The organism is Vibrio nitrifigilis, from assembly GCF_015686695.1.
Lineage (GTDB): Bacteria > Pseudomonadota > Gammaproteobacteria > Enterobacterales > Vibrionaceae > Vibrio > Vibrio nitrifigilis.
This window is the reverse complement of sequence record NZ_JADPMR010000004.1, coordinates 1573739-1600630: the sequence shown is the minus strand read 5'-3', so window position 1 is coordinate 1600630 and position 26892 is coordinate 1573739. Positions and strand designations below refer to the sequence as shown.

At 41.5% G+C, this 26892-nt stretch carries 17 protein-coding genes; 4 read left to right on the top strand and 13 right to left on the bottom strand.

Annotation, left to right across the window (positions count from 1 at the left end; all coding sequences use genetic code 11):
* Positions 1-6: 6 nt before the first annotated feature.
* From glgB to I1A42_RS23440, 3 genes are all read right to left on the bottom strand, one after another.
* On the bottom strand, positions 7-2193 hold the full coding sequence (gene glgB, locus I1A42_RS23450; RefSeq protein ID WP_230389735.1) for a 1,4-alpha-glucan branching protein GlgB: 2187 nt from the start codon (positions 2191-2193) through the stop codon (positions 7-9).
* Between the two features lie 323 nt (positions 2194-2516).
* Entirely contained in the window at positions 2517-4700 is a 2184-nt protein-coding gene (gene malQ / locus I1A42_RS23445) for a 4-alpha-glucanotransferase (RefSeq protein ID WP_196125357.1), read from the bottom strand.
* Positions 4701-4773: 73 nt separating this feature from the next.
* Positions 4774-7227: a glycogen/starch/alpha-glucan phosphorylase gene (locus tag I1A42_RS23440; protein WP_196125355.1), complete on the bottom strand. Its 2454-nt coding sequence runs from the start codon at positions 7225-7227 to the stop codon at positions 4774-4776.
* Between the two features lie 596 nt (positions 7228-7823).
* Here I1A42_RS23440 and malT point away from each other — a divergent pair.
* Entirely contained in the window at positions 7824-10565 is a 2742-nt protein-coding gene (gene malT / locus I1A42_RS23435; RefSeq protein ID WP_196125353.1) for an HTH-type transcriptional regulator MalT, read from the top strand.
* Between the two features lie 75 nt (positions 10566-10640).
* Here the strand turns inward: malT and I1A42_RS23430 are convergent, their stop codons facing one another.
* The 10 genes from I1A42_RS23430 to I1A42_RS23385 all read right to left on the bottom strand — a co-directional run bounded on the left by I1A42_RS23430 (position 10641) and on the right by I1A42_RS23385 (position 20874).
* Positions 10641-10997 (bottom strand): YibL family ribosome-associated protein, encoded by a 357-nt coding sequence (locus tag I1A42_RS23430; RefSeq protein ID WP_161157763.1) that lies wholly within the window; start codon positions 10995-10997, stop codon positions 10641-10643.
* Between the two features lie 111 nt (positions 10998-11108).
* On the bottom strand, positions 11109-11978 hold the full coding sequence (gene cyoE, locus I1A42_RS23425) for a heme o synthase (RefSeq protein ID WP_196125351.1): 870 nt from the start codon (positions 11976-11978) through the stop codon (positions 11109-11111).
* A gap of 8 nt (positions 11979-11986) precedes the next feature.
* Entirely contained in the window at positions 11987-12301 is a 315-nt protein-coding gene (gene cyoD, locus I1A42_RS23420; RefSeq protein WP_161157761.1) for a cytochrome o ubiquinol oxidase subunit IV, read from the bottom strand.
* On the bottom strand, positions 12298-12891 hold the full coding sequence (gene cyoC / locus I1A42_RS23415) for a cytochrome o ubiquinol oxidase subunit III (protein WP_161157760.1): 594 nt from the start codon (positions 12889-12891) through the stop codon (positions 12298-12300). The genes cyoD and cyoC overlap by 4 nt, the downstream gene beginning before the upstream one ends.
* Positions 12881-14914, bottom strand: coding sequence for a cytochrome o ubiquinol oxidase subunit I (gene cyoB / locus I1A42_RS23410; RefSeq protein ID WP_161157759.1), 2034 nt, complete (start codon positions 14912-14914; stop codon positions 12881-12883). The genes cyoC and cyoB overlap by 11 nt, the downstream gene beginning before the upstream one ends.
* A 5-nt stretch (positions 14915-14919) precedes the next feature.
* Complete coding sequence (cyoA, locus tag I1A42_RS23405) at positions 14920-15903, bottom strand: ubiquinol oxidase subunit II (RefSeq protein ID WP_161157758.1); 984 nt, start codon at positions 15901-15903, stop codon at positions 14920-14922.
* Between the two features lie 845 nt (positions 15904-16748).
* Complete coding sequence (locus tag I1A42_RS23400) at positions 16749-17471, bottom strand: YebC/PmpR family DNA-binding transcriptional regulator (RefSeq protein ID WP_161157757.1); 723 nt, start codon at positions 17469-17471, stop codon at positions 16749-16751.
* A 91-nt stretch (positions 17472-17562) separates the two neighbouring features.
* Positions 17563-17772: a DUF3283 family protein gene (locus tag I1A42_RS23395; protein WP_161157756.1), complete on the bottom strand. Its 210-nt coding sequence runs from the start codon at positions 17770-17772 to the stop codon at positions 17563-17565.
* Between the two features lie 154 nt (positions 17773-17926).
* On the bottom strand, positions 17927-18136 hold the full coding sequence (locus I1A42_RS23390; protein ID WP_161157755.1) for a hypothetical protein: 210 nt from the start codon (positions 18134-18136) through the stop codon (positions 17927-17929).
* Positions 18137-18897: 761 nt separating this feature from the next.
* Positions 18898-20874 (bottom strand): replication initiator protein RctB domain-containing protein, encoded by a 1977-nt coding sequence (locus I1A42_RS23385; protein ID WP_161157754.1) that lies wholly within the window; start codon positions 20872-20874, stop codon positions 18898-18900.
* 1275 nt (positions 20875-22149) lie between these two features.
* Here I1A42_RS23385 and I1A42_RS23380 point away from each other — a divergent pair.
* From I1A42_RS23380 to I1A42_RS23370, 3 genes are all read left to right on the top strand, one after another.
* A complete protein-coding gene (locus I1A42_RS23380) occupies positions 22150-23367 on the top strand; it encodes an AAA family ATPase (RefSeq protein ID WP_161157753.1) in 1218 nt (405 codons plus the stop codon).
* 6 nt (positions 23368-23373) lie between these two features.
* Entirely contained in the window at positions 23374-24345 is a 972-nt protein-coding gene (locus tag I1A42_RS23375; protein WP_196125349.1) for a ParB/RepB/Spo0J family partition protein, read from the top strand.
* A gap of 226 nt (positions 24346-24571) precedes the next feature.
* The gene (locus tag I1A42_RS23370; protein ID WP_196125347.1) at positions 24572-26614 is read left to right on the top strand and encodes a GNAT family N-acetyltransferase; all 2043 of its coding nucleotides are present in this window, start codon (positions 24572-24574) and stop codon (positions 26612-26614) included.
* Positions 26615-26892 lie beyond the last annotated feature (278 nt).

The window sequence follows — 26892 nt, the reverse complement described above, 5'->3', positions numbered from 1 at the left end:
CAAGAACTAACGTAAGAATTTGTAGTACACCGTAGCCAGGGGCGGTAAGCGTAAATTTAAGGATTGGGGTAAACCTTCACTGTCTATTTTTTCGGTTTGTACTTGCGAACGCACCATAAAATCACTGCCATCATAACGGCGATCATCAGTATTTAGGATGAGTTGATAACTGCCCGCACATGGCATTCCCAAGCGAAAGTTTTCGTGAGGAACTGGAGTAAAATTAGTTATCACCAGAATCCGCTCGCCATGCTCACTCATTCTCTCATGAGCGAGTACGCTGATATCTGCAGCATCCGTTAAACGCCACTCAAATCCTTTCGGTTCATTATCTAATTCGTATAATGCAGGCTCATTACGGTAAAGGTGGTTCAGGTCATGAATCAATTTGTGAATGCCTTTATGGCGAGCAAAATCAAGTAAGAACCATTGCAACTGATCGTCATGATTCCATTCACTGGTTTGCCCAAATTCAGCCCCCATAAAGTTTAGCTTTTTACCCGGTTGGCCATACATATACCCAAAGAAAGCGCGTAAGTTTGCGGTTTGTTGCCATTCATCGCCTGGCATTTTATAGATCAGCGACTGTTTTCCATACACGACTTCATCATGAGACAGCGACAATATATAGTTTTCGCTATAGGCATAAATCAGCGGGAAAGTGATCGTATTATGGTGATATTTTCGATTAATAGGGTCTTCTTTCATGTATTCTAGGCTGTCGTGCATCCAACCCATATTCCATTTAAAGCCAAACCCCAAACCGCCGAGAAAGGTTGGACTAGAAACCCCTGGATAGGCGGTCGATTCCTCGGCGATGGTCATCGCATTAGGGAAATGCTTATACACTTCCTCATTCATCCATTTCAACATCGCAATCGCTTCATAGTTCTCCCGGCCGCCATCAATATTCGGAATCCATTGATCGTGGCTGCGGGAGTAATCTAAATAGAGCAACGAAGCCACCGCATCGACTCGAATACCGTCAATATGGAACTGTTCAAACCAATATAAAGCGTTAGACACCAAGAAACGACGCACATGCTCTTTACCCATATCATAGATATAAGAGTTCCAATCTTGATGCCATCCACGCCGCGGGTCAGGATCATGATACAAAGGTGTACCATCGAAATTCGCCAACCCATGACTGTCTGAAGGGAAATGCGCAGGCACCCAATCTAGTACAACACCGATATTGGCTTGGTGACACTTATCGACAAAATATTTGAAATCATCTGGGTTACCAAAACGGCTGGTTGGTGCAAACAAACCTACGGGTTGATAGCCCCAAGAACCGTAAAATGGATATTCAGCGACGGGCATTAACTCCACATGGGTGTAGCCCATTCCCATCAAATATGGCACCAATTGATCAGCTAATTCACGGTAATTGAGAAAACGATTATTTTCTCCTCTGCGCCATGAGCCAACATGTATCTCGTAAAATGATAATGCTTGTTTACGTTTTTCCGTTACTGGGCGCTGCAACCACTGTTGATCTCGCCATTGATAACGATTGTGATCATAAGTGACAGAAGCAAAAGATGGATATTGTTCGGCATAAAAGCCCCAAGGGTCAGCGCGATGCGGTAACCCTTCACCATTTGGACCTTTTAATTCAAATTTGTATGGTGTGCCTTCTGGGAGATCTGGCATAAAGATTCCCCATATGCCGTAATCTAAACGCTGCATTGGTGTACGGCGTCCATCCCACTCATTGAAACTACCAATCAGGCTACAAGATGATGCGTTGGGTGCAAAAACTAAAAAACGCGTACCGTTAATGATCTTGCCATCACGCTCAATAGAGACTAGCTGTGCCCCCATATGGTGATACATGGTTTTTGGTGTGTGCAGATCTTCATATTCTGCATACACTTCATGATATTGATAAGGGTCATCAAGAATTTGCTCATTTCCTTCCCAATCGATCGCTAATTGGTAATGCGTAAAACGTAGGTCACGTGAAGAAGGTAAAATAAATCCGCCATCCCATTCGGGCTCCAAGGCGATTCTCTCTTCACCTTCCACCAGCAATTCGACGCCACTCGCCCCAGGCATCCATACCCGTAGAGCAATATGTTTATCGGCCACAAAAGGGCCTAAACAACCAAATGGATCAGAGAAATGAGCGTTATCTAACGCTTGATAAGCGAGCTGTAACTTCGAAGGTTTTTTCATTATATTCAATATAGAACGACTCCTAACCTAACTGTATCTATCACGATCAATCTGTTGATCGTGATATGTTTCTCTTCCATGAATACTGAGCAAGCCATTCAGATCTACTCAGTAACAACATTTAAGGGTCAATCTATTACCAATAGTTGATATCTGGTAATGACTTAGAGTACCACCCTCTTCAAAGAATAGTCACCTAAAGTCATATTAACGAACCCTAATTTTAGATAGAGTGAGCTAAGATCCACTTCTGCTATTCATTACTAACAAATCACCAGAGTCAGAGTCTAAGCTGAGTGAATCATGCCACAGTAGCGATGCCACTCTTTTGGCTAAGATCGTGACACTTGCTGGCGTATTTCACTTAAATGAGCCGCCATACGATTCACTTCTTCTTTGGCAAACATTTGCTCCAAGTTGCAAGATAACTTACGTCGCCAGTTAGGGTACTCATCAACGGTGCCAGGAATATTCACTGGCTGATCCATTTCCAACCAATCTTCTAGTTGTACGCTTAGCAGAGCAGAAGAACCGGCAGCAACATGTAATTGCAATGCTTCACTCAAATAGGAATCCATCGGCACATACATGGCATCATGGCCAATCCCTTCAGGCAAACGGCCATGACCAGCGACAGAATCCAAAATACCTTGTTTGCTGCGTAAACGGTCATCAAATAAACGCTGCAGTTGTTCTTTATCTGGATATAGACCGATTTCACCACCCAGTTTTAAATCTTCACAGTGCCAAAATCCTCGTAGCGTCGGCATGTCATGAGTGCACAGTGTCGCCATCGATTGAATCGGATAATGCTTAGGTGATATGTAGCCTCCATCTGTCTTGGAGGTTTCAAAGAAGAAAACTTTGTAGGAGTGAACACCAGCATCACGCAACAAATCTGCCATTTCATCGGGAACGGTTCCCAAATCTTCGCCAATAACACTGCATTGTTGGCGATGGGATTCAAGCGCAAGAATCGCTAGCATGTCTTTAACGGGATAATACATATATGCACCATTGGTAGCAGACTCACCACGCGGAATCCACCATAAACGCAGTAATCCCATCACGTGATCAATACGTAAAGCACCACAATGCTGCATGTTACGCCTCAATAATTGGATAAACAGTTCATACCCTGTTTCCTGCAATTTTTGAGGATTTAGAGGAGGCAGTCCCCAATTTTGTCCTAGCGGTCCAAGTATATCTGGCGGAGCGCCAACGCTGGCTTGTAGCACCAAATTGCCATTATCAGACCAAGTTTCAGAGCCAGAATCAGCCACACCAACGGCAAGATCACGATATAACCCGACAGTCATTCCTTTTTGTAACGCGAGTTGCTGCGCTTCGTGAATTTGTGTATCGGCAACCCACTGTAAATACAGATACAGTTGCACTTTATCCTGATGCTCTTGAGCAAACTGCTGCACTTCACTATTTTCGTAACGGCGATATTGCTCAGGAAAGGCTGGCCAACCCCACAAATTATGCTGTTCGTTTTGTAGGTGAGCATGAAGAGCATCAAATGTGGCCTGCTGTAGTAAGCTACTTCCCCCCTCTTCTACGAACTGCTTAAATAACTGGGCACGCTCACTATTACTCGATAAATGACGCTGTTTAAATTCATCATAAAGCAGCGGCAATACACTCATTTTAAGTTCAGCAACGTCGGTATAGTTGACCCAATGGGTATCACGTACTTTCTGCAAACGAGATTGAAACTCAGGCCCTCCCACCACTTGCTGCGCCGTGGCACTTAATGAAAACTCAGGAACTGAACTGACATCAATGTAGAGGATGTTTAACCAACGTCGAGAAGATGGACTATAAGGGCTAGCCGCTTCAGGGTTAGCAGGAAATAAGGCATGAATCGGGTTAAGACCGACGAAATCCCCACCCCGAGAGGCAATATCTGAAACCAATTGTTTTAAATCGCCAAAATCTCCCATTCCCCAATTGTGTTGGGTTTTAAGCGTATATAACTGCACGCTTGGACCCCATAACTTTTTACCTTGTTCTATCTCTGGCTGCTTATAACATGCGCGCGGAGCAATAATTAAGCGCATCTGATAAGGTGCCTTGCGCCGTTTTCGGGTCAACGTAAATTGGTGATACCCCATTTCAAGCTGAACCGGTAAATGCAAAATGAGAGTACCAGTGTGTTCGCGGTCATCACGAGCAATCACCTCACTCACGTCCCCCTGAAACGTATTTCCTTGTTCAGTAGTCAGTGACCAATGGAAATCAGAAGCTCGACTACCTATGGACACCCGTAATGGTATTTCTAACGCTTCATCTTGGTGTAATACCAATACAGGCTCGAGTAATTCCGCTTTGTGCTTTTTTTCTGCACTGGCTAATAACAAATCATCACTACTGATATCGTAACCCAGATCAGCCAATAGTTGCTCTATCACACCCGCTGCAACAGGAGTAAATTCTCCTCGAGCGCTGATGTAACTGTCTGAAATATTCGCCTGCTCAGCCACTTTTTTTAGTACATTACTATCAATCATTCCCAACTCCGAAAAGCGTCCATGCTTTTCAATCACAATCCTTGGAACCATCTTACGTACCGTTATGGCACGACTAGCGCTTGACTGGTGTTAGTTTCCAAATCTGCTTCACATAATCTTGAATACTACGATCCGAACTGAATTTACCCATTAGTGCTGTATTCAGAATGGCCTTTTTAGCCCAACCAGATTGATCGCCGTAATCAAGATCAAGTTGGGTTTGAGCTTCAACATAAGAAGCAAAATCCGCCAGTACTAGGTAAGGATCCCCACCATTAAGCAAGCTGTCATACGTTGTGCGTAATTTTCCTGGTTCACCGGGAGTAAATTCTTCACCAACTAAAAGATCTAAAGATGCTTTAAGTAACGGATCAGCCTGGTAGAAGTCATAAGGGTTATACCCACTCGCTCGCAATTCATTGACACCATCGATATCGAGGCCAAAGATGTAAATATTGTCATCGCCAACCTCTTCACGAATTTCCACGTTAGCACCATCCATCGTACCGATAGTCAAAGCGCCATTGAGTGCAAGTTTCATGTTACCGGTGCCCGATGCCTCTTTACCTGCTGTAGAAATTTGTTCTGAAACATCGGCTGCTGGAATAATAATTTCTGCAATACTGACGCGATAATCAGGAATGAAAACGACTTTCAACTTGTCATTGACTCGCGGATCCACATTAATTTTTTCGGCGATTTTGTTGATCGCATAAATGATCTCTTTGGCAAGGTGATAGCCTGGCGCAGCTTTGGCAGCAAAGAACACCACTCTCGGTTGCATATCAAAATCTGGATCCGTTGTTAAGCGATGATACAGCGACAATATGTGCAGCATGTTTAAATGCTGACGTTTGTATTCATGTAACCGCTTTATTTGCACATCAAAAATGGCATCGGTATTAAGATCAATATCCATATGATCTTTCACCCAAGCGGCCAACCGTTCTTTATTCTCTTTCTTCACCGCCATAAAACGTTGCTGGAAGGTTTTATCATCGGCATATTTAGCAATGGCTTGTAGCTGATCTAAATGTGAGGTCCATTTATCGCCAATTTTTTCTGTGATGAGATCAGAAAGACCAGGGTTACAAAACTTCAGCCAACGACGAGGGGTAATCCCGTTGGTCACGTTTTGCAAACGTCCAGGATAAAGTTCGTTGAACTCAGGGAAAAGGTGCTGTTTTACTAATTGAGAGTGCATTGCCGCGACACCATTCACCGCATAAGAGCCAACGACACAAAGATTGGCCATTCGTACCATACGATGGAAGCCTTCTTGAATCACTGATAGCGTTTGCTGCTTCGATACATCACCGGGCCACTTAGCACTCACTTCCAACAAGAAGCGGCGGTTAATTTCGTAGATGATCTCCATATGACGAGGCAATAACCGTTGGATTAATCCTTCATCCCACGTTTCCAGCGCTTCAGGCAACAAAGTGTGGTTAGTGTAAGCAAACGTCTTACTACAAATTCCCCATGCTTTTTCCCAAGACATCTCTTTTTCATCAATGAAAATCCGCATCAACTCAGGAATAGCGATTGTTGGGTGAGTATCATTTAACTGGATAGTTTCGTGCTCAGGTAACTCTTCTAGTGAAAATCCGGCATTTAAGTGACGACGCAAAATATCACGAACAGATGCAGCACTATGAAAATATTGCTGCATTAAACGCAGTGTTTTGCCCTTTTCATGGTTATCGTTTGGATACAGCACCTTGGTAATGTTGTCAGCATCAATCAAAGCGTGCTGCGCTTCAAAATAGTTACCATTGTTAAAGCTTTCTAGGGAGAAAGGAGCAATCGCTCGGGCTTCCCATAAACGCAGCGGATAAACCGTGTCATTTTCAAATCCGACAATGGGTAAATCCCATGGCATCGCTTGTACGATCATCCCAGGCACCCAGTGGCGCTTTTCCTTTCCATCCACATGTGTAACTTCAACATGGCCGTAAAAGCCGATGTCTTGCTTTAATTCCGGACGTGGAACTTCCCATGGATAGCCTTCAATCCCCTGCCATGCATCTGGAGATTCTTTCTGATGACAATGATCAAATGATTGTTTAAATAGACCATATTCATAGTGCAAACCATAACCCACTGTGGGGTATTCTAGTGCTGCACAGGAATCCATATAACATGCGGCCAAACGACCAAGACCACCATTTCCCAATGATGGGTCACGCTCTTCTTCAAGCAAATCGGTAACATTCTGTCCTAATTCCGACATTGCATCGGCAACGGAATCGAACAATCCTAAACTGATTAAGTTATTACCAGTCAGCCTACCAATCAAAAATTCTAGAGAAAGATAGTTGAGGCTTTTCGCTTTAACGATCCGTTCGTCTTGCTCTGTTTCTAGCAAGTTCAACATGGTTAATTCAGCCAGTGCACGCGCCATTGCTAAGTACCAAGCATGGGTTGAAGCATGCTCAACGGTCGTTGCATAAGTCGCATTTAAATGACGTTTAACATTACCTTTAAATAACTCTTTATCGAACGGGTATTTTTGCGTAGGTTTCATTGCGAAATCTCACCTGTTATTTCATCCATTTGAGACATATCGTGCATCCCTTTTTATTGAGACACCTCATCCTCCCACTCAACTGAGTGGGCGTAGTTTGTGAGGCGTAGAGAATGCCGTACCTAAGGTTGTGACTCGTTCTGTAACGTTTTTTCGATCATGTTGAGTAAACACGTTTCATCTGAGCGACCCACCCGGACCCCAAGCCAACTATGACGACATAGGTATCCTACTTGTATTAACAGTAGTTCTGCTTTTGATTGCATAGCGAATAACCATTCAGAATAGAGATCAAAAATGTTCTCTAGATCACACTAACTTGGTATTAAACGACTAAATTTCATTCTATCTGGTACAGAAGATAAGCTAAGAGAAGAGATTAAGACTTTATTTTGTGATAAAAATCTCATTATTAGGGCGTAGGTAAGGGATTTCTTGTCCAGATAGTGAAATATCGTTAATGATCAAAACATGGTGAAAATATATTCAGGTAGCGTTAATCACACAGATCAAATAACACAGCGCATGACTCTTTATCGATCCTCGATCGCTCCATGCATTGTGATCTTCTACCTATAAAGAGAACGACATAAAACATGTGGATCCCATCAAAGCTGGTTCGTCCTGACAGACAGAACCACCGCATAATTCGGCCAAGGATTTTGGCCATGCTTAAACAGGCGCAACAAGCCAAGCTGGTCTTGTTTCGCACTCCTGCGGGTTATGGTAAGACAACGATGGTGCTGGAATGGTTGGATAATGAACCTCATGTCGGGTGGTTCAATATTGACCCTAGCGATAATGACAGTTATCGCTTCACAAATTATTTAATTCAAGCACTTAATCAAGCATTAGATGGTCAATGCGAAAACAGTCAAACATTGGCTCAACATCATCAATATACGTCACTGCACGCACTATTTACGATTTTACTGGGAGAGTTAACCGCAATATCCCATCATACCTATCTTGTTCTCGATGATTATCACCATATCCATAGCGAGGACATCCACGATGCGATGCGCTTTTTCTTAAAGCATTTACCAACAACGATCACGCTGGTTTTAACTTCTCGATCTGTCCCACCACTGGGCACGGCAAATCTAAGAGTAAGAGAACAGTTAGTCGAAATCGACCACCAGCAGTTAGCGTTTGATAATGATGAAACCGCACGTTTTATGGCCAAAAGAACCGGGAAATTACTCGATGATGTCACGGTTAAACACCTACGCCAATATGTAGAAGGTTGGCCTTCTGCGTTGCAATTGATCGCCATGCAATCCCACCCAGAATCCAGCGATTGGGATCCCAACACAACCCCGCCAGATCATACCCACTTGTGGGAATATTTGATCGAAGAAGTTTTTTCTCAACTCGATCCCGATACGCAAATATTTTTGATGCAATGTTCCATCGTTGAAGATTTTAATGCAGAGATGGCGTGCATTATTACCGGTAATGATGACGCGTTGCGCCGACTAGAGCAGCTATCGCGTTTAGGGCTATTCATTTGGCCAGTCAGAACGGTATCTTCTGCGGCGAATAGACGACTATTTTCTCATTACGAATCAGGTCATTGGTTTCGCTTTCACAACCTTTTTGCGGAATTTCTTACTCATCAGAGACAAAGTCGCTTGCCTGATCAAGAAGCTCAGTTGCATTCTTTAGCTGCCCAAGCTTGGCTCAACGAAAACAATGCCAACCTCGCCCTACATCATGCTAGTTTAGGGCATAACATGGCATTACAAGTGGATATACTGCTCACTCATGGTTGGCCTTTATTTAACCAAGGTGCGTTAGAAGCGCTAGATATTGCAATTGATAGCCTGGACGATGAAGCGCTCTATAGCCATCCAAGTTTGTGCCTAATGCAAGCGTGGTTAGCACAAAGTCAGCATCGATACGAAGAGGTGGCCAGCCTATTAGATTATGCCGATCAGCAGATGGCTTTGCGAAAAATAACACCCAGCACTCGCGAACAGGCCGAATTTAACGCGCTCAAAGCACAAGTCGCGATTAATCAAAATCAGCCCAATGAGGCACTCGAGTTAGCAGAGCAAGCATTAAGTTTCCTTGATAATACAACCTATCAAAGCCGTATCGTCGCCACTTCAGTCGTGGGCGAAGTTAATCACGTTCTCGGCGATCTAAGCCGTGCATTATCAATGATGCAGCAAACCGAAAAACTCGCTCGCCAATATCAAATCTATCCTCAAGCACTTTGGGCTATGTTACAACAAAGCGAAATTTTGCTTGCTCAAGGGTATGCTCAAGCCGCTTATGAAGTACAAGATAACGCCTTTCAGTTCATTAAAGAACATCACTTACAGCAACTTCCCTTACATGAATTTTTACTTCGTATAAGAGGTCAATTACTGTGGTGCTGGAATCAATTAGAAGAGAGTGAAACTAACGCTTTTCTGGGATTAGAGGTGCTAGGCGAAGGGATGCGCAGTAAGCACTTACATTGCTATTCATTACTCGCAATCATTGCGATAAGTCGCGGAGAGATAGATAAAGCAAGTCGTTATATCAGTGAAATTCAGCAGCGCATCAATACATCCACATTTCACGTTGATTGGACAGCACATGCATCTGCCGCTTTGATTCTCTATTGGCAAGTCAGTGGAGATACCGACGCTGTTGAGCAGTGGTTAGCCAATACCTCCAAACCCGAGGAGGCCCGAAATCATTTTACCCAACTGCAATGGCGAAATATTGTTCGCGCTAATATGATTATCGGCCAAGAAAAACTCGCCTTACAAAGTTTAAACTTCCTTATCAAAGAAGCAACCACTTACCAACTGGTTACCGATCTTAATCGTGCTCAAGTGTTACAAGCCTACTTATACGAGCACCAGAATCAGCATGATAAAGCGGATAAATGTATGCAACGAGCCCTTAAGCTTTCATCTCAAACCGGTATGGTGGGTAATTATCTGTTAGGAGGAGAGTTAATATTGCCCGTTATTAAGAGAGTCGCCAATCAGGCGGCACTATCAGATGCAGAAAAATTCCGCGCAGCAAACATCATTAAAGCCATTGAAAGTGTCCAAAATAGTCGCTCAGCACACTTTGACGAAGAGTTTATTAAAAAGTTAACGACCAGTACCCATGCACCAGAACTTATTCGTACCAGCCCACTGACGTCGCGAGAATGGCAAGTCTTGGGATTAATCTATTCAGGATTGAGCAACGAGCAAATTGCACAAGAATTAGATGTTGCAGGAACAACCATTAAAACCCATATTCGCAATCTGTATCAAAAGTTGAATATCGCTAACCGTAAAGAAGCCATTGCCACAGCAGAGCATTGGCTCAATATGCTGGGCTATTAACGACATGTCTTTTTAAGATTAAACGGCGAGACGAGTGAGGCAGTAAAACACCACTCCCCCACTCTACGGTATGATTTAGAAAGGACGAGGAGCAAAGCCTGTCATGACTTCTAGTTGTAATAATTTGCCTTCTTTAGTCATCGGGTGAACCACCACCAGACCTTTCACTGATTTTTTTAGCTTACCAAGATCAGCCTGTTCAGCTTTCGTCAGTTCACGAGAGAACGGCATTTGGTTTAGTTCTCGACGCTTTTTATTTACCTCATAATCTTGCTTGTGCTTGATTTGTGAGATTTTTTTGGTTAATTCGTCAATTTCATTGGTGAAGCGAGTAATTAGCTCTTGATCGCCACGCTGACGAGCCGTGTCTAATTTGCGGCGACGAGTATCTAAACGGTTGTTTAGGTTTTGCAGTTCGGTTTTTAAGCTCATGGATTCGGCTCTATTAAGGTAGTAAAGAAACAAGTGCCAGTATAACAGCTTCAAATAAAAAAGGCGCTCAATTCAGATGAGCGCCTTTGGATAACTATTCTACTGCTTTCATCAGATGAAAGCGGATGTCATTAATTCTAGCCCAAGAACAGAACTTAACCCCATAACGACGACCAAAGACACTTTGAACACCGATTTAGACCAAGCCACATAATTCTCTTGTGTCACAGGACGAAATGTCACGCGAGTCCACATAAAACACACGGCGCTAGCCACTAACAAATACTCATAACCCGCTTCACCAAGAAGGAACAAAGCAAACGCCACAATATTGAAAGCAACAACGTATGCCATCATATGTTTTCGTGCTTTTTCAATCCCAGCAACAACAGGCAGTACCGGTATATTGGCCTTGCGGTAGTCATCCATACGAAACATTGCAATTGCGTACGAATGCGGCATTTGCCAAAGACAGAACAATGCAAAAAGCAAAATAGCTTCGATATTGATGTAGTTTGTTACCGCTAGGTAGCCGACCAAAGGTGGCACCGCACCTGAAATACTTCCCACCAGCGTGCCATAAACCGATGAGCGCTTGTACCACATGGTGTAGAAGAATACATAAAACACATATCCTAACAACACCACTACGGCAGACAGTGGATTAGCCGCGCGATAAACCAAGGCTGTACCGGTTAGCAACAGCAGCAAAGAAAAAATAAACGCATGATCCGCATTCACCTCTCCTTTTGCTAATTTACGGTTGCAAGTTCGAGCCATTTTCAAATCGATATCACGATCAAAAATGTTGTTAACGACACATCCAGATGCAATCACCATTCCGACACCTAACATGGTATACAGCAGTAATGACGCACTGGCTGATTCTGACTGAGCAGCAAGGAAAAACCCTGCTGCTACAGAAATCAGATTACCAACGATGATTCCGGGTTTGGTGATAGAAAGGTAACCTTTAAGCATAATGCTGCCTACATCGCCATGTTGATATTAAGATTCCACATGATCCAGATAGAACCACCAATCACAATTAACACCACAATGGCTGAGAAGAACAGTGAAATAAAATTCCAGCGCCCCTCTTCTGTTTTCACTTCCATATGCAAGAAATAGATAAAATGAACGATAACTTGCACAATCGCGCAACCAAACAATATTGAGTAGGTTGCTGCTTGTGACAAGCTCTGCGTGCTTGCATAGTAGAAAGGAACAATGGTCAGAATCAGTGAAGCAATAAAACCAACGACATAGCCTTTCACACTGGATTCGGCGTGTTGATTACTCATGAAATCACCCCTACTAGATAAACAAATGTGAAGACACAGATCCAAACAATATCAAGGAAGTGCCAGAACAAGCTTAAACAACCAAAACGTGTTTCCATGGTTTCTGTTAAGCCTTTGGTATTAAGTTGCACTAGGCCAACGGCTAACCAAATCAAACCGAAGGTTACGTGCAAGCCATGGGTCCCCACTAAAGTGAAGAAGGCAGACAGAAATGCGCTGTGATCTGGGCCGTAGCCAGCATGAATCAGATGATGGAATTCGTAGATTTCCATTCCAATGAAACCCGCGCCTAGGATGAATGTCACTACCATCCATAGTTTAAGAGCACCAATTTGCTTGCGTTTCATCGCGATCATACCAAAACCAAAGGTAATACTACTTAGTAGAAGTAACATGGTTTCGACAAATACAAACGGTAACTCAAAAATATCACGGCCAGAGACACCACCAGCGGTGGCATCTCTCAGTACTGCAAATGTTGCAAACAAGCTTGCAAACAAAATACAGTCACTCATTAGGTAGATCCAAAAACCAAACAGTTTGTTTCCACCTGCGTTATGGTGATCGTGCGCGTGAGCATCAGCGTGCATATTTCACCTCCACATCATCTTTATTGCTTTCATTGAGTTCTGCTTGCTTTGCTTGTGCAACACGTTCACGGTGTGCCTGTTCAATCGCTTTAATTTCATCTACTTCAACGTAGTAATCTACGTCATCGTTAAAGCTGTGAATGATAGAAGTGATCACAATACCTGCAAAACCAATGATGGCTAACCACCAGATGTACCAGATCATACCGACACCGAATAATAGCGACCAGAAGGATACATAAATCCCCGTTGGTGTATTCTTAGGCATATGAATGCGCTCGTATTCTACTTCTTTGTTGATGTCGTGTTCGCCACGTTCTTTCTGATACCAGAAAGCATCAAGCTCATCCCCTTTAGGAATAACAGCAAAGTTGTAGAATGGTGGTGGTGATGAAACAGACCATTCAAGCGTACGTCCATCCCATGCATCGCCCGTCACGTCTTCGTTTAGTTTGCGATCACGAATACTGACGATGAACTGCATAACTTGGCAAAGCACACCGACAGCCACTAGCGCAGTACCAAAGGCAGCAACGGCTAAGAATGGGAAATATTCAGGGTTAAGGTCTTGACTTAAACGACGAGTCATTCCCATAAATCCAAGCGCATACAGTGGTAAGAAGGCTAAAATAAAGCCAATTAGCCAGAACCAAAATGCACGTTTACCCCAAGTTTCGTTCAACTTGAATCCCGTTGCTTTAGGGAACCAGTAAGTTATACCAGCAAAACAACCGAATACGACCCCACCGATGATCACGTTATGGAAGTGAGCAATCAAGAACACACTGTTGTGCAGAACAAAGTCAGCACCAGGAACGGCCATCAATACCCCGGTCATCCCACCGATACTGAATGAGATCAAGAAACCGATTGTCCACATCATTGGTGTTGTAAAGGTAATACGCCCTTTGTACATGGTAAACAACCAGTTGAATATCTTAACCCCTGTCGGTATCGAGATGATCATGGTTGCGATGCCGAAGAACGCGTTCACATTCGCGCCACTGCCCATGGTAAAGAAGTGGTGCAGCCAAACAACGAAAGCAAGGATGGTAATAACAATAGTTGCCCATACTAGTGAGGTATAACCGAACAATTTTTTGCGCGAGAATGTCGCAGTGACTTCGGAGAAAACACCAAATACTGGCAGAACCAAGATATACACTTCAGGGTGACCCCAAGCCCATATCAAGTTGATATACATCATCATGTTCCCACCCATATCATTGGTGAAGAAGTGGAAACCTAAGTAACGGTCCAACGTTAACAGAGCAATAGTTACTGTCAAAATTGGGAATGAAATGATGATTAGGATATTGGCACACAGAGAAGCCCATGTGAACACAGGCATTTTCATCAGTGGCATACTAGGCGTACGCATACGCAAGATAGTCACGAAGAAGTTAACACCCGTTAATGTCGTACCGACACCCGATATCTGCAGCGCCCATATCCAATAATCGACCCCAACTCCCGGACTCGCCTTAATTCCAGATAATGGTGGATAAGCTAACCATCCGGTACGAGCAAATTCACCTAGCCCTAGCGACATGTTTGTTAGAATTACACCAACAACAAATAGCCAAAAGCTCAAGTTATTAAGGTATGGGAAAGCAACATCGCGTGCACCTATTTGCAACGGAACAACAATGTTCATTAAGCCGATAACCAATGGCATCGCTACAAAGAAAATCATAATCACGCCGTGCGCGGAAAAGATTTGATCATAGTGATGTGGTGGTAAATAGCCCGCTTCCCCAGCCGCGGAAAGAGCCTGCTGACTACGCATCATGACGGCGTCAGAAAAGCCACGAATTAACATGATCATTGCGACTGCAATGTACATGAAACCTAATTTTTTATGGTCTACGGACGTAAACCACTCATTCCATAAATATTGCCATTTCCCCATCCGAGTGATTAAAGCCAACACTGCAATACCAATAATCGCAATGACGGATAGGGTTACCATAATAATTGGCTCATGGTATGGAATGGATTCTAATGTCAATCTTCCAAACATCTCGATTACCCTTTCTGTTCAGTCATTGATGAATGACTTTTATCAGTGTCCATTGTCATTGGAGACGAATGTTCACCAGATTCAGCGTGTTCAACAGGCTTAACCGGCATATGACCCATGCTATTCATCTCACTACCTGGATGCTGTAAAACAACATCATCAAACAGATGATCAGGAACGGATGAGAAGTATTGAACAGGCGCATCAATGCTTGGTTTCGCCAGTACCTGGTAATCTGAGAAGCTACGAATTGAATCGCTGGAGGCTTTCACTTCAGTCACCCACTGTTTAAAGCTCGCTTCATCAGGCAATGCTGTTGCTTTGAACTTCATGTGAGAGAAACCATCCCCACTAAAACTCGCTCCAATACCACGATAATCCCCGGCATGATTGGCAATCAGATGCAAACGAGTGACCATTCCAGGCATGGCGTATAATTGACTACCCAACTGAGGAATAAAGAAAGAGTTCATAATGTTGTCAGCAACGAGCTTGAACTTAACCGGTGTTTCTTTTGGAAACGCAACGTAGTTAATGGTTGCTATTTTCTCTTCGGGGTAGATGAACAGCCATTTCCAGTCCATCGCCACCACTTCAATGGTCATCGTTTTTTGACCATCTTTTGCTATGGGTTTCGAAGGCTCTAAATGGTGAGTTGATCGCCAAGTTATCGTTGCCAAAATAGCAATAATAATAATAGGAATAGCCCACACTATAACTTCTATCTTGTTAGAGTGAGACCATTCAGGCGAGTATTCTTCATGGTTGGTGTTACTTGCACGATACTTGTAGGCGAAATAAATCGTCATCAATATCACAGGAATGACGACAATCAGCATTAGGACCAGAGCAGTAAGGATCAACTCTTTTTCCTGAACACCAATGTCGCCTTTCGGGTCAAGTAGCACAAACTTACATCCCGAAAGAGCAAGGGCTAACATAAGTATCCCTGCCTTCGATATGATGCTTTTATATCTTGAGGCTTCCATTGACTTTCTCGACTGTATTATTTGCAGATTCCAAAAAAAAGTGAGCACTTTAGGAGTCTGCGGTGGATTTACATATAGTTTTTTATAATGTGTTGAGCTTGTAACAACGACCTAAAGAGTAACTCTCACCGTTGAGCGAATTAGAAATGTCGACATAAAAACAACAAACCAACCCACACATAGTAAACAAAACAGTTACAATCGAAATCAAATTGTTACATGCGGCGCATTATGCTTACAAAACAGAACAAATCCCAGCAGATCAAAATGCAATCTTAACTTTCACAAATGAAAACATAAGCGAAACATACACATGCATATTTCGCGGTTTTCCTTTCTGAACGCTAGTAATTATAGGTACTCATGCTTGATTAAGATCAAAATTGATTCCATTTTTGTGGTATCACACAAATTATTGAATTAGTTGATTTGCACGTAAAATATCGCTATTTACAGCGTTCAGAGCTTGTATGTGTAGAACATATTTAGCATTTACAACGGAACAAAAGTCACATTTCTTTAACAAACTGGGTAAATAATCAAATTGAACATCGACAATTTGATTCATATAACAGTCATGAAGCACGTTAAATCATAAAGATAAGAAATAATTTAGCGTCCAGTAAGAAAAAACGAAGTTGTAAAAGTGTTATGTTGCGCACATAAATTCACCAAACGTATTTGGCTATTTACACTGTAAAAATCAACAATAAATTACGAATAGTTGCTAGAAACGGTATGAAGCAACGTGTTTAGAGAAAATTGAAATGAGATTTTGGGAAAGAAAAACGCCAAACGAAAATGTCTGGCGTTTAAAAATTTACATCAACACATTATTGTGTGAATTATTCTGCGATTTCCGCATTGTGATAAACCTGTTGAACGTCATCACAATCATCTAGCAAATCTAAGAATTTTTGGAATTTCTCAGCATCTTCACCTGATACTTCAGTACTTGTTTGAGGTACAAAAGTGATCTCTTCAACATCAATAGTCAATTCAGGGAATGCGTCGTTTAACGCTGTTTTTGCTTTGAAGAATTCAGTATGAGGAGCAAATACAGTCACAATGCCATCTTCAACTTCAATATCAGTAACGTCTACGTCTTCCATCATCAAAGCTTCCAATACAGGTTCATCATCTTCACCTTTAAATTGGAAAACCGCTTGATGTTCAAACATATGAGAAACGGTTCCTGGGTTACCGATTTTCGCACCTGTTTTCACAAAGCACTGACGTACGTCTTGGAAAGTACGGTTACCGTTGTCTGTCAGACAGTCAACAATCACGCTTGCACCACCAGGGCCAAAGCCTTCGTAACGAGCTGGTTGGTAATCTTCACCAGAACCACCTGTGGCCTTATCAATCGCTTTATCGATAACGTGGCCAGGTACTTGGTCTTTTTTCGCTTTCGCGATCAATGCGCGAAGAGAAAGGTTTGCATCAGGGTCAGCACCGCCGTTTTTTGCACAAACGTAAATTTCTTTACCGTATTTGGAATAAACTTTAATTTTTGCGCCTTGAGTTTTCGCCATTGAGGCTTTGCGCACTTCAAAACTTCTTCCCATCGGGATGTTCTCTCTGGTTCTATTTATTGCGGAGGATTTTAGCAGAAGAAAGTCTCAATTCAATTCCCCCTGCAAAGACACAAGCGTTTACTTATAAAACGCCCATAACTCGTTTGTATTTGTCGACTGAGCTCTGAAACCATTCACGTTCTTCTTCTGAACGAATAGTTTTGAGCTGCGAAGAGATAGCTTCAGGTCCTGCTTTTGCCTGCTTCATTTTCCAAACGATAAACGACGCTTGCTTATCAAGCTCGATTTTATTTTTCTCTTTGGCATCTAACAGTGCAAGATTAAACGACATGAAATAACTCTTAGTCAAAAACTTTGATGCGCAATATATCATACGCGTGACAAAATTTAAGAGTCAAAATGTCAGTTTACAATGGATAAATCAAGAATAGCTCTAAAAAAGCGAAGGGTGACGACTGTCACCCTTCAAGGAATGATGATTTGAATTAATGAAGGAGACCGAGTTCTTTCGCTTCTTCAATGGTTAATCCGCTTTCTCGAATCTCACGTAGCATTTCTATGCGACGACGAGCTTCAGCAGATTTCAAATCTTTACCAGGGCGTAGCTGAGTAGTTGTATTTTCCGCTTCTTCCGTGAAGTCCCATTTACTCGCCATATTCGCCATATCATCATGGTCTATTGAATTGATTGACATAAGCACCTCCGAATAAAAACCATGCTTGGGACAAGGTATTCTTTAGCAAACGTCAAACGTCCTGTTAAGATATTTTGATAAGGAATGTGACTAAATCGATAGTTCGAACAACTAGTCCTATGTTACGTGAAGAAAGCTTTGCTAACGCTAATTCTTAGAAGTACCTTTAAGGGATTCGTGCCAAAGAATTCTATTTTGATCCAAGTCGCATTTCAGTAGAGCTGACCCCCACGTTTCAATACCAACCGCTTCAAACGACTATTTCTTTTTTTAATGTCCCATGCCGACTCATAACCCGACGAAAGCATGATCAAGGCAGTCTTATGCGTTATGCGAGTTTTAATCTCTTTTACATTGATCATGAGAGACTTAACGGAACGATGATCAAGATAACTCAGTTATGATCATCAAAAATACGAAAGCATGATCATGGGAAGCATCGTCATTAAGTGAAGTGATATCCCAAGTCACCTCGAAATACGTTTCATTAAGAATGTATTTGCTCTTAGGTTAGGTAAGGCAAGGCACTAACTAGTGCAATTTAGACGTTGAGAGAGTGGATGTGTTAGTAAAAGATTTAAAGCAAAAAAAAGCGAGTTCTTGGGGAGAACTCGCAAACTATTCAGAATGAATGTAACAATATGAGCCAATCTATTAATTCATCAGATAGGACAAAAGGTTGTCTATTCGGGATAAATAATAGCGAGCAGGCCGCACCAAAATGTCAGGAGTAAGTCAGGCTTATGTCTGATGTTTGTAGTTTATCCACCTATCGTTAATTCATCTAAAACACGAAAGACGGAGTCATCAAGATGACCTTCAAAAATCTGTTTACAGACCTTACGGCGCACAGCTAGACCCGAGATCAAACGTTCAATTGATAAATGTCGATGATTCGTTTGGCTATTATACAGCTCTATTAACTTACTTAACGTTTCATACGGAACAGCACTTTCTCCAACTTTTAGGTATTCGAGCTTATCTAAGAGCTCTAGACACTCATTTCTGATGGAGGTAGGTGAATGTCCGGTCATAGCCGCTAAAGCCGTTATACTGCGTTCTAAAGCCTCTGAAGAGGTATATTTAGAAAGAGTAATAGTGATTTCATCGGCATTAATCTCTACAAGGTGCTTACGTAACTTAACTCGACGGCCTAAGTTACCCCGAGGTGATGCCGTTTTCCGCTGAATAGGTTCGAATTCCCCATCAATAATTTCGGATAATTCATCAAGTTTCTGCTTTGAAACCATTTCGTGACGTAATGGGTTTGGCAGTGTCGGTGCCATATTACGTTTACCGGCATTGGTTGTTTTTGCACGTGAATAACGTAAGACTTCCTCAACGTCACACTTAATATCAACTTGGTAATCATGGATCTTATTCTTTTCGATCATTGATGTGATCGTGAGATGGTACCCCCACAGATTCACCACAAACATTTGATCATCACCTTTGCCTTCAGACAAACGTTTTAGTTCGCGGATCAGATCCATAGAAAAACGGCGCCATTCAATATTTCTTGCAAGCTTTTGATTTAATTCACTTAGCAACATAACGTCGGTATGGCGACGTGACATACGACTACGAAAATAGGAATAAAGCTGGAACACCAATGTGTGTTGACGCAGTATTTCAGGTGGAAACAAGAAAAAGTAATCGCGAGTTAATAACTCTTCAAAAAACGAAGGTTCCCAAACCAGAATGTATAAATTGGGTTTGATCCGGATCTCACCATCGCTGTTTTCTGTTGGCGCTTCTTCTGATGCGGTGATCGTTCTGGCCAAAAACCGAAAACGATCACTTTTGAAGCCTTCAGGCATGTTTTCACTCAGCCAACGTCCTGTTAACTCATGAAGCTGGAAGTCTGTAAATTCAATACGATCAATACTATCACGGATCGAATCACGTGCTGGGCCACTGTCTTTTTTACCCCTTAATTGAAGGATATCAGTGATATACAGAGGTGTTTTGTTTGGTACCTGTTTCGCGTTTAAATGATAATCTTCTTGATGATAATCATGATATTGAACTGTTAAAGTGAATAGAGCAAACAGAGTCATTAGATCATCGACAGTCATGATGTTTTTTGATGATCGAGTTTCGATCACAGCGCGAGTTCCTGAAATGGAAACCATCGATTTTTGGTAGCTTTTACGTGTTCGTGGTGGTGCTAATGCTTGATCTATGATCCCAGCCCAATTAGTAGGTGACACTACAAATTGTTCTGATTCATCTTTCATCGCTGGTGGCGTATTCAAGCCATGCTCATGTAACAATTTTTGGTTAACTTGTGTTTGAGCTAATGCTTTCGAGCGTTTGCGTTTTTCGGTTTGTTTAGCCGATTCCGTAATCAGGCTTGTCGCTCCTAATACAGAAATTAACTGGTTAGGATTAACAAACTTGTGCAGCATTGTTTTACCGGCTAATCCTTCTTCAAAACGAACAGGGATTTGTTTAAACAAGCCAATTGCAACAGCGGCTCTTAAACGCTGCTGTATCGCTGCTCGGGTCAATTTCCCTTCCGTTGCTTCGATCAATTCTGTTGTTGAAACTAGGCCATCTTTGCTACGGAACCCCTGAAGAGATATAAGATTCAGTAATTCAACGATGCTTTTAGTCACACCTTTAAAGTGTTGATATTGCTCTATCCAATCAACTGCTGCTTCGGAAACTTCAAATAGGTGGCCATCCTTATGATTCCTTGGCGCTTTGATCAATAATTTTTCTTCAGAGGTCATTTGTTTGTTAAATCCGTATCACATGAACCGTAATATCGCTATGGTTCCAAAAGAATAAAGAAAAATAGATCATAAATAAAGAAAAATTTGTTGCTTTTAAATAACTGATCTTTTTGATTAATCTGATTAATAATGATTAAGGTGATCATATGATCTGTCGGAGAATTTGCTTTTAACTGACTGTTATAAAAGGATTTATTTTTTTATCTTTCTGAAGCATGATCATGATGTTTCCGAAACCATGATCATTATAGTAACGAAAGCATGATCATATCTTATCTGAACAATGATCATCAGCAATGCGAAAAGATGATCAATGAATATTCAAAAGCATGATCATCAGTCAGTCACAACTTATCCACAAGTGATCGTTGGTGTGGATTGTAATTTAGCTGTCTCGTGTCTCTTTCTCTCGGTTTTTGTTCGGAAACATGATCAAGTGTATATGGAAATATTATCTAAAATCGCATGTTTGGTGACTTTTTAAACAAGATATAAGTCGATATGACAATAAAACGTAAACTCAACATATCATGTATGAATTTCAGCTTTGTTCGAAAGCATGATCAAGATATCTAATGTGACTTTGGATATATTTTTATTGGTTGATTGTGAGTATTTACATTGGTTCATCTTAGTTCAAGTCCCAGTACATCTGACGTCTACCGTAGTTGAGTGACTTTTTTTCATGCTTCCGGAGAAATATCCCTCTTGATCATCGATCCGTAAAAGGATCAATTCCAATGGCGGTATTATGGATCAAAATTGGCCTCAATACTGCCTTGATCATCGTTCCTTTAAACTCTTTTTTGTTCGGAAAGATGATCACCAGAGGCTCCTTGATCATCCTTCCGAAAGTTACTCTGATCACAGTAGTGCTATTTATTGGCGCATTCATTAACTTTTTTACCTTTTTTCTACACAAAAAAACTTTTCATTTGGTAAATTCTCAGTCGAAACCACAGCATCCGTAAAATAGCAGGATTTTATAATCGTTCCGCATATATTTTTGTAGTGACAAGTATTTTTTATTATTTCAGTTTACATTGTAAATAAGTGATGCTGTAACATTTCAAATGTAATGATAAAATAGGGTAATTATCTTTAGAAATTAAGAACGCTAACAACAGCTTTTTTTTGATTTTTGCATTTAATAGCTTTGTTAGTTTCTCTTTAATGTGATTTATATCTAAAAGTGTTTGTGCACCTTTTTATTGTAAAGTGTTTAATATGCTGTACAATTCAAAGATAAATACCTATTAACGGAATTTGGCAATGAAAAGAGAACAAACAATAGAAAATCTCTACCAGCTAGCAGAACAGACTCAACAAGTTCAAGCTGACCGTATAGAGATTGTTTTAGAAGAGCGTCGTGAAGAACATTTTCCACCAATGTCTAAAGCATTAATGGAAACCCGCTCTGGATTAACTCGTCGTAAATTAGATGATGCCATTGCCAAAATGGAAGCTGCTGGCCATCAATTTACTAAGAATAATGCGAATCACTATTCTATCTCGTTAGCTGAAGCACACATGCTTATGGACGCTGCTGGTATTCCTAAATTTCATGAAAGAAAGAAAAGTGCAGATAATAAGCCTTGGATTATTAACGTGCAGAACCAAAAAGGGGGGACGGGTAAATCGATGACAGCGGTTCATTTGGCTGCTTGTCTCGCGCTTAATTTAGATAAACGCTACCGTATCTGTCTGATCGACTTAGACCCTCAAGGTTCACTGCGTCTTTTCTTAAATCCACAAATTAGTTTAGGCGAAAACGCCAATATCTATTCAGCGGTCGACGTAATGCTCGATAATGTGCCTGAAGGTGTGAATGTTGATAAAGAGTTTTTAGAAAAGAATGTACTGCTGCCGACTCAATATCCAAACTTACGTACCATATCGGCATTCCCTGAAGATGCGATGTTTAACGCAGAAGCGTGGCAGTATTTATCAAAAAATCAGTCACTAGATATAGTTCGTTTGCTGAAAGAAAAGCTAATAGACAAAATAGCGGATGATTTTGACGTTATCATGATTGATACCGGTCCACACGTCGATCCGCTCGTCTGGAACGCTATGTTTGCATCTAATGCTTTGTTAATTCCATGCGCTGCGAAGCGACTTGATTGGGCATCTACCGTTAACTTTTTTCAGCATCTACCTACCGTGTATGAGATGTTTCCTGAAGATTGGAAAGGATTGGAATTTGTTCGCCTTATGCCGACTATGTTTGAAGATGACAATAAAAAACAGGTATCGGTTTTAACTGAAATGAATTATCTGTTAGGTGATCAAGTAATGATGGCCACAATTCCTCGTAGCCGTGCTTTTGAAACATGTGCGGATACTTACAGTACTGTATTTGACTTAACGACCGGCGATTTCGAAGGTGGTAAGAAAACCTTGGCTACAGCTCAAGATGCAGTACAAAAAAGCTCACTTGAACTCGAACGAGTGTTGCATTCTAATTGGTCTTCTTTAAATCAGGGGTAATAAAAAATGGCATTAAAAACGTCTGAGCTAAATGCAAAATTGTTTGGTAAAGCAGATAAACGTCGAGCGACGACCCCGCAAGAAGCTCAATCCGCAGTAAAAGCCCAAGCACACGTTATCGAATTAGCTGTCGCCGGAGAAGAGCTAGTTACATTTGAACTTGTTCGTATCCCGGCCGATAAAGTGCAGACCGAAACGGTTGTTTTTGCTGAAAACGCACGTGAACAAGCTTTCTTGAATGAGCATGCTTTGTCTGATGTGCTAACGACATTAAAAGAACGTGGCCAGCAATACCCAGCTGTTGGTCGCCGTACTGAGGACGGCAAAATTGAGGTTCTCGATGGTAGTCGCCGTCGTATGTCTTGTATCCTCGCTAATAGGGAATTTTTAATTTACGTCGGTGAAAACATTAATACCGACCACGCTAAATTCTTATCTGATGTTGCAAACGCTCATAAGCCGCTTTCTCTGTATGAAAAAGGGAAAGAGATGCAGGCAAAATTAGATAGTGGTGAAGCGGAAGATCAGAAAGCGTTAGCGCGTATTTTCCAGTGTAGCGAAGCATTGGTGAGTGGGGCATTAAAGGCTGCGTCGTTACCGCTTGATTTACTAAAAGCGTATCCGAATGTTGTTGAACTGGGGCGCCCAACGATTGTTAAGTTACATAAACAATTTAATGAGTTGGATGTTCAACAACAAAAATCGTTGATTGAAAAATGTCACCAAGATGACACCTATGTATGGCAGCGTTGTGATTCGCAAGGTGTGACTCGTATTACCAAAGAAGTGACTGAAACACTGGAGAATTGGATTCAGGAGTTAGCGCCACCGAAGCGTAAAGAGAATCCCAAAATTGAGTTGGTTAAAGGTCGTGCTAACTATACCCGCAAGGGCGCTAATCTGTCGTTGAATCTGAAAAAAGTCGACGACGCGCTTATGCAAGAGATATTGGATTTTGTATCCGAAAAGCTAAAGTAAAAGTTATCTAGTTGTTCAAAGCCCGCTTCTGCGGGTTTTTTATTGTTCATGGTTGTTGGTTTTGACCTCTAGCACTTTGTGATCCAGACTCACTCGGTATGTTGTATCTGTCTTTTCATATCAATGCTAAAATTTAAAGATTCCTTCCTGTATCACTGACCGCATTTTTAATCGTAATCTTTGGGTGTGGTATCATGTTTTTAATCGTATTTAATGAATCATATCTATGACCAATTCTGTCTTGTATTTAAAAAATATCTCTGAGTATGCGCAGCAACAAAATTTCCGCTTTGGTATACGTTTATCTGGTTCGCAAACCTGGCTTAAGAAAACATGTCGAGAGTGGATCGATATTGTAGGTGAAGCAAATTCAGTCTTAGTTGGATGCGGTTTTGGGCAATATCATCAGACTATTAATACTAAGCAGGGTCATCAGTTATTGGGCCAGGAATGTGAACTCGTTATTTGGGATTTGAGTCAGGATTGGGACGCGAATAGTTTCAGCGCTGTATTGGGTACTTTAAAGGGGGGCGGTTTATTATTGTTGGTGGGGGAGCGGCCATCTCACAGTTTCGCTGATCAGTGGTTAAATAAACAATTGGCATTACTGCCCGTATTATCGCCGAATGAGAGTACTGACAGTGGAATCAAAATGCCAATGTCGAATATGTCGAGTTATTCGGAATCTCGGCCTGAGTTTGCAGTCCACCAGCAAGATGCGATTGAAGCGATCAAAAAAGTGGTGACAGGGCATAGAAAGCGACCTTTAGTATTAACGGCTGATCGTGGTAGAGGAAAAACCAGTGCGTTAGGTTTAGCTAGTGCTGAGCTTATGGCAAGTAAAGCTATGTCCATTGTTGTTACGGCTCCGAGTTCAAAAGCGGTATTACCTCTTTATGAGCACCTATGTGCGATGATACCTCAAGCAATCAGAGTTAAAGATAAAGTCGTTTGGGAAAATTCGACGCTACAGTTTTACTCGCCTGATCGGCTACTGAAAGAGATGCCTGACTGTGATTTATTGTTGGTTGATGAAGCGGCCGCAATTCCTATTCCCATGCTTCAAACCATGGTTGAATATTATCACCGCGCGGTGTTTTCATCGACGATATACGGTTATGAAGGATGTGGCCGAGGATTTACGCTTAAATTTATCCAATGGCTAAAACGCCATAGACCAAACTATGTGCCAGTCCATTTGTATAAACCTGTTCGTTGGCAAATGAATGACCCACTAGAACTTTGGCATAAGAAAGCCTTCCTACTTGATGACGCGTTGGATTCGCAATGTGTAAGCGAATCAAATCTTGAATTTGCATTGATTAATAAAGCGGATTTAATGGCTAATGAAGTCCTTTTACGTACCATTTTTTCATTACTTGTTAATGCTCATTATCAGACGACACCCAATGATTTATTTCAAATGCTTTCAGACGACGCGATAGAAATTTGGGCTGCGAGTAATTCTAATACGATCGTTGGATGCTTGCTCTCTGTCCAAGAGGGTGGGTTAGACGATGAATTAATCGAAGATATCTGTTCTGGTGTTAGGCGTCCTAAAGGTCACCTTGTTCCAGTTTCTATTGCTAATCAGCTTGGAATTCGATTAGCCGCAAAACAGTCAAGCAAGCGAATAATGCGTATAGCCGTACATCCTGAATTGCAACGTCAAAGAATTGGAAGTCGATTGTTATCATTCTTTTGTAATGCTCAATCAGAGTCATTTATATCTACGAGTTTTGGTGCGACTGATGAGTTAACCCATTTTTGGCAAAGTAATCATTTCTATCCCGTTAAGCTGGGTTCAAAAAGAGATCAAGCGAGTGGATGTCATTCTTTAATCATGGTTAGAAATATTCAGATTGATTGGGACCGTCATGCTCACATGATGTTTAACAATCACTTTCGCTTTAGTCTAAATGGGATATTTTCTGACTTGTCACCATCGCTTATTCGGACTCTTTTATCATTTGGCTCTAAAGACAAGGCGCTCCAAAATTCGCTAGATATGTGGGTTCCGGTACTTCAAAATTACGCGCATGGTGGCGCCAATTATGAAAGTGTCGCGGTGGCGATTGAGGAACTTATATTTTCCTTGTCGAAAGGTCGTATCGAGAAATGCAGTGATTTGCTGCTAGCCAAAGTGTTGCAACATCACGACTGGAATGAATGTTGCTCAAGTTTTTCCTTATCTGGCCGCAAACAGTTAGAGGGGCACATTAGACAGGAAATCTTATCATTACTAGCCGATTTACACTGTAAAATGTAAAAGCGAACTCTCATAGTATTTTATGTTTGAATTTACAGTGTAAACTAGGGAGCTTGTTAGTTATTGTTAATATTCAATTTACACTGTAAATGGTTAATGGATTTAGCTCTCCTTATTAAAAGACAAATAAAAGAGTTTTTTCATTGCATTTAAAGTAGAGATCCGTCAGGAAAATGAAATTAGATAGATATAGCCAAGTTACTTTATGATGTTGTGTAAGCGGAAATGTGCAGGATCTGATTTAAAGACCGAGGTACTATATCTAGACAGTAAGTCAC

Excerpts from the sequence above, each read along its gene's own strand:
- I1A42_RS23440 (WP_196125355.1), bottom strand. The coding sequence starts at position 7,227 with ATGAAACCTACGCAAAAATACCCGTTCGATAAAGAGTTATTTAAAGGT.
- I1A42_RS23430 (WP_161157763.1), bottom strand. The coding sequence starts at position 10,997 with ATGAGCTTAAAAACCGAACTGCAAAACCTAAACAACCGTTTAGATACT.
- malT (WP_196125353.1), top strand. The coding sequence starts at position 7,824 with ATGTGGATCCCATCAAAGCTGGTTCGTCCTGACAGACAGAACCACCGC.
- I1A42_RS23370 (WP_196125347.1), top strand. The coding sequence starts at position 24,572 with ATGACCAATTCTGTCTTGTATTTAAAAAATATCTCTGAGTATGCGCAG.
- malQ (WP_196125357.1), bottom strand. The coding sequence starts at position 4,700 with ATGATTGATAGTAATGTACTAAAAAAAGTGGCTGAGCAGGCGAATATT.
- I1A42_RS23395 (WP_161157756.1), bottom strand. The coding sequence starts at position 17,772 with ATGTCGTTTAATCTTGCACTGTTAGATGCCAAAGAGAAAAATAAAATC.
- I1A42_RS23400 (WP_161157757.1), bottom strand. The coding sequence starts at position 17,471 with ATGGGAAGAAGTTTTGAAGTGCGCAAAGCCTCAATGGCGAAAACTCAA.
- I1A42_RS23385 (WP_161157754.1), bottom strand. The coding sequence starts at position 20,874 with ATGACCTCTGAAGAAAAATTATTGATCAAAGCGCCAAGGAATCATAAG.
- cyoD (WP_161157761.1), bottom strand. The coding sequence starts at position 12,301 with ATGAGTAATCAACACGCCGAATCCAGTGTGAAAGGCTATGTCGTTGGT.
- cyoC (WP_161157760.1), bottom strand. The coding sequence starts at position 12,891 with ATGCACGCTGATGCTCACGCGCACGATCACCATAACGCAGGTGGAAAC.
- I1A42_RS23380 (WP_161157753.1), top strand. The coding sequence starts at position 22,150 with ATGAAAAGAGAACAAACAATAGAAAATCTCTACCAGCTAGCAGAACAG.
- cyoA (WP_161157758.1), bottom strand. The coding sequence starts at position 15,903 with ATGGAAGCCTCAAGATATAAAAGCATCATATCGAAGGCAGGGATACTT.
- I1A42_RS23375 (WP_196125349.1), top strand. The coding sequence starts at position 23,374 with ATGGCATTAAAAACGTCTGAGCTAAATGCAAAATTGTTTGGTAAAGCA.
- cyoB (WP_161157759.1), bottom strand. The coding sequence starts at position 14,914 with ATGTTTGGAAGATTGACATTAGAATCCATTCCATACCATGAGCCAATT.
- cyoE (WP_196125351.1), bottom strand. The coding sequence starts at position 11,978 with ATGCTTAAAGGTTACCTTTCTATCACCAAACCCGGAATCATCGTTGGT.
- I1A42_RS23390 (WP_161157755.1), bottom strand. The coding sequence starts at position 18,136 with ATGTCAATCAATTCAATAGACCATGATGATATGGCGAATATGGCGAGT.